Source organism: Mycobacterium sp., from assembly GCF_032162105.1.
GTDB lineage: Bacteria > Actinomycetota > Actinomycetes > Mycobacteriales > Mycobacteriaceae > Mycobacterium.
In genome coordinates, this window is the sequence record NZ_JAVRPS010000571.1 from 1 (window position 1) to 4050 (window position 4050).

General features: G+C 70.9%; 5 protein-coding genes and 1 pseudogene. 4 read left to right on the forward strand and 2 right to left on the reverse strand.

Going from position 1 to position 4050, the window contains the following annotated elements:
* The 4 genes from QOC69_RS29110 to QOC69_RS29125 all read left to right on the forward strand — a co-directional run.
* Positions 1-391 (forward strand): hypothetical protein (locus tag QOC69_RS29110; RefSeq protein WP_526445992.1); only part of this gene is annotated, 391 nt, incomplete at its 5' end.
* Positions 382-1341, forward strand: a complete 960-nt coding sequence (locus tag QOC69_RS29115) for a hypothetical protein (protein WP_526445993.1) — start codon at positions 382-384, stop codon at positions 1339-1341. The genes QOC69_RS29110 and QOC69_RS29115, both read left to right, overlap by 10 nt.
* Entirely contained in the window at positions 1338-2315 is a 978-nt protein-coding gene (locus QOC69_RS29120) for a VWA domain-containing protein (RefSeq protein ID WP_526445994.1), read from the forward strand. The genes QOC69_RS29115 and QOC69_RS29120 overlap by 4 nt, the downstream gene beginning before the upstream one ends.
* Positions 2312-3043, forward strand: a complete 732-nt coding sequence (locus QOC69_RS29125; protein WP_526445995.1) for a hypothetical protein — start codon at positions 2312-2314, stop codon at positions 3041-3043. The genes QOC69_RS29120 and QOC69_RS29125 overlap by 4 nt, the downstream gene beginning before the upstream one ends.
* Here QOC69_RS29125 and QOC69_RS29130 read toward each other — a convergent pair.
* Both QOC69_RS29130 and QOC69_RS29135 read right to left on the reverse strand, forming a co-directional pair.
* Positions 3040-3765: a hypothetical protein gene (locus tag QOC69_RS29130; protein WP_526445996.1), complete on the reverse strand. Its 726-nt coding sequence runs from the start codon at positions 3763-3765 to the stop codon at positions 3040-3042. The genes QOC69_RS29125 and QOC69_RS29130 overlap by 4 nt on opposite strands.
* A 10-nt stretch (positions 3766-3775) precedes the next feature.
* Positions 3776-4050, reverse strand: a pseudogene (locus QOC69_RS29135) (SDR family NAD(P)-dependent oxidoreductase); the annotation flags it as partial.

Consider the following 4050-nt stretch of genomic DNA (forward strand, 5'->3'; position numbering starts at 1 on the left):
CGTCCTCATCATCTGGTACGCGGGCGTATTCGCACTGACCATGCCCAACCGACGGCTGCGCGATCTGCCCGTCGTGGGAGCCGTGCACGGTGACATGGTGCGGCGCCGCTTCGCTAGGGCGGTTCATCAGATCGGCGAGAGGTACCGCGCCGGTGATCTCGCCACCGCTCCCGCCGGCGCCGCGGTCAGCGCCGCACTTCGTGGCTTCCTGCAACAGGCCACCGGCGTCCGCGCCCAGTACATGCAGGTGGAGCAGATCGCCGCGGGTGAACTCGCGCCGGCCGCACCGCTTTTGGAGCAGCTCGACGACGCCCAGTTCAATGCCGCGTCTCGGGTGGACATCTCAGCGGTGAGCGAATCCGCCGAGGAGCTGATCCGATCGTGGACCTGACCTGGTGGGTCGTGGCGATCGTCGGCTGCGTGGCCTTGGCGATCTGCATCGCGGCCGTGGTGTTTCGACCGATGGACGCCGAGCGTCGGCAGTTGCGTCCGCTGGCCAACGTCAGCCGCCTGACCACGCTGCCCGAATACGTTCGCGCGGCACGCATCCGGTCGTCGTCGATGATCATCGCGATGGTGTTGCTCGTCATCGTCTTCGCCGGTGCGGTCATCGCCGCTTCCCGTCCGACCGGGTTGCCCTCGGCGGCAGGCGAGTCGGGCTCAGGCGAGCCGGAGGACATCATGCTCTGCGTCGACGGGCCGGTAACCGATCCCGCCGCGAGTGCGACGCTGCGCTACTTCGCCGAGCAGGTGAAGACGTTCGACACCCAGCGCATCGGGCTGACCTCGCCGAACCGGCGGGTGGTGCCGCTGACCCGCGACTACCAGTACGCCGCGGCGCAGTTGTCCACCTACGCCCAACCCGAACGGGACGGCTTCGTGGCGCCGGTGTCCTACGTGGATTACGCCGAGGGTGCCGAGGATCTGCTGGCACTGTGCCTGACCGGGTTCCCGTCCTTCGATCAACCACCCGCACAACGGCGTTCGGTGATCTACGTCGGACCGGATGCAGGCGGTGCGCCCGATGAGCGTCGGCCCGCGCTATTCACCGCCGACCGGGTGAAGGAGATGGCACGCACGGCGGGCGTGCAGGTCAACGTCATCGTCACGGGCGCGGACACCGACGCGCTGGCATCGCTGGCCCGCGACACCGGCGGACGCTCGTTCTCGGCAGATTCCGACGTGACCGCACATCTCGCGGACATCAGTGGCAACCCACCCGCGGCTGCGGCCACCGACGACACCGCCCCGGTCAAGCCGGCCGAATCGCCCGACGTTCCACTGGCGGTAGCGCTCCTGGCCGCCCTGCTGCTGGCCGCCTGGCCGGTGGTGCGGCGATGACATTTCAGCCCGTGTTGCCGCCGCTGCTGCTCGCCGCCGTCGCGGCCGCGATCGCCGTGGCCCGCGTCGTGGCGCTGCGCCGATTGACCGCCGCCGGTCGGACGCGTCCCGTGCTCTGGCGATGGTGCGGGCTGACGGCGGCCGCGCTACTCCTGCTAGTGGCGGCCGCGCGACCGGTCATCGGCGGCGATCAGGGCACCGTCCGCGTCGCCGGGGACGCCGATCCGAACGTGTTCCTCGTCGTCGACCGCTCGGCCGACATGCGCGTCGAAGACCTGGCCGGTGGCCGGGAACGGATGGCCGGTGCGCGCGACGACATCACCGCGCTGATCGACCGGTATCCCGACGCCCGCTTCGCCGTGATCGCCTTCGCGTCGCGTCCGTCGCTGGATTGGCCGTTGTCCCAGGACACCTGGAGTCTGCGGCCGGTGATGTCGGCCCTGAGGCCGTACGCCTCGGCGCCCGACGCGGTGTATCAGACCAACGTCGGCGCGGCGGGCAACGTGCTGCGCTACCAGCTCATCGGGGCACGGCAGCAGTACCCGCGCGCGCAGAACCTGGTCTTCTACCTCGGCGCGGGCGCAGGCGAAACCCAGGCGCCACAGCGGCAATTCGAGCTGCCCGAGGCGGCGGTGGACGGCGGAGCGGTGCTCGGCTACGGCAGCGCCGACGGCGGTCCGATTCCAGGGACGGACGTGGCCCGGTCGGTCGTCGACGAACCGGCGCTGCGCGGCGTCGCCGATCAGATCGGCGTTCCCTACGTCCCCCGTGACGGCGCCACACCGCTCACCGGCCTCCTCGCCGACCAGGGCACTGAAGTCGGCCCGCCCCCGCCCGTCGCGGCGCCCGCCCGCCGGACCGAGCTGTACTGGGCACCTGCGGTCGGCGCCGCAATCCTGGTCCTGATCGAGCTCTACCTGGTGCTGCGCGAGTTCCGGCGCACCCGGCTGGCCAATGTGGACGTGGTCGTGTGAACCCGGTCCACTGGTGGCGCAGCGGACCGCCGCGGCTGCGTCTGCGGCGACGGCTGCTGGTGTTCTCCGCGCCCGTCGCGGTGCTTCTCGTCGTCGCGCTGCTGAAGCTGTGCTCGGTCGTGATCGCCGGTGGTTCGGCCGCATCCGACTTCGCGCGCCGCGACGCCGGTGCGCTTCGGACCGAGGTCGCGACGTTGAACGTGCTCAACGTCGTCGAGCCGGCGAAGGCGTTCTTCGCCGCGGGCGACCTCGCGGTACTCGACGGCCGGCTCGAGGATGCCGACACGCAGTTCTCCGAGGCGCTGGCGCGCAGCGGGCCCGCAGAGTCCTGCGCCGTCCGGGTCAACCTCGAACTCGTCCGAGAAACGCTCGGCGACAAGGCAGCCGGGGTCCTGGACGTCGAGGCGGCGGTCGCGCGGTATCAGAGCGCACTCTCCGTCGTCACCGGCGCCCCCAACGGTTGCTTCGAGGGCAACGCCGATCCCGATCCGGAGCGGCGCGTTGTCCGCGACGAGGCGGCCGCCCGGCTCAACGACAAGATCGACGCCGCGCGGGTGGCCCCGCCACCACCACCGCCACCCGTGGCCGAACCGCCACCGCCGCCACCCCCGCCGCCGTCAGTGGGATCCGAACCAGGAGAACCGGATACGCAATTGCGACTGAACCCGGGCGCGGGGGATCCGCTGGAACGGCTGCAGCAGATCCTGCGGGACGCGGCGTCGGCCTAGGGCTGCGCTGCCGGAGGAAGATGCGGCGTCACGTGTGGATGGGCCGCGATCAGCACGTTGCGCGCCCGCCACTCGTCTAGCGACCGGAAACGGGTAGTTGGCTGAATGCCCTGCGACCCCAGCGATTCGACGGCATCGGACAACCGTTCGACCACCGGCGCCTCGTCCGGATCGGGGAGTGTGATCCGCGCCCACGGGCCTGCCACCTCGATCGTCTCTGGCGTGACCGATCGTTCGGCGTAGCAGAACCACACCGCGGACCCGTCCGGCGTGGGTGGCCACGTGACCGGCAACGGAGGCGTGCGTCGAAGCTCCCAGCCCGGCTCGGCGGCGGTGTCGGCCCAGGCGAAGTTCGAGGCCTGTTGGACCGCGGCGCCGCTCCGATTCACGTCTGTACGGGACGAGCCGCCGGCAACGCCATGCGTCACTCGTCGGGCCAGCGCGGCGGCAGGGGGTGTAGCACCCAGGAGCGGGGCCACCACCAGCCACCCCCAGAGCCAACCTGGCCAGATACCGCCTGCTGTAACTGCGGCGCCAAGGGTCGTCGCCGCCTGACCCAGCCACAACGGACCGACGTAGAGCAGCGCCGCGAAGCCCACGGCGACACGCCCCTCCCAGACCATGTCCGGATCATTCTGCGCTGCAAGGGGACTCACCAGGACGGCCAGCCCTCCGGCGATTACGACGCCGAGCGCCATGGCGAGGACGTCTAGCCAGTCCACGTACGCCTCGTCACGGCTTCAGCGCCTCCTCGAGCGTCCGTGCCCGATGGAACCGTAGGGTGGCGATGTCGGTGACCTCGGCGCGGGCCACCGCTGCGACCCGGCCGTCTCCTGCCGGGCCGCGGATCACGCCCGACTCGTCGGCGAAGGCGGGCAGAACGTCGGCGTAGAAATTGTCGCGCAGGATGGTGAACGCCATGCCGCTCTCGCGGATCGCCTGTTCGGCGTCGTGGTGGTCTCGGCCGAGGGTGAACGTCGCGTCGGCGGACGCCCCCGCGAACGACG

What these genes read in the sequence shown, in the direction of transcription:
- QOC69_RS29120 (WP_526445994.1), top strand. Translation starts at nt 1,338, where the DNA reads ATGACATTTCAGCCCGTGTTGCCGCCGCTGCTGCTCGCCGCCGTCGCG.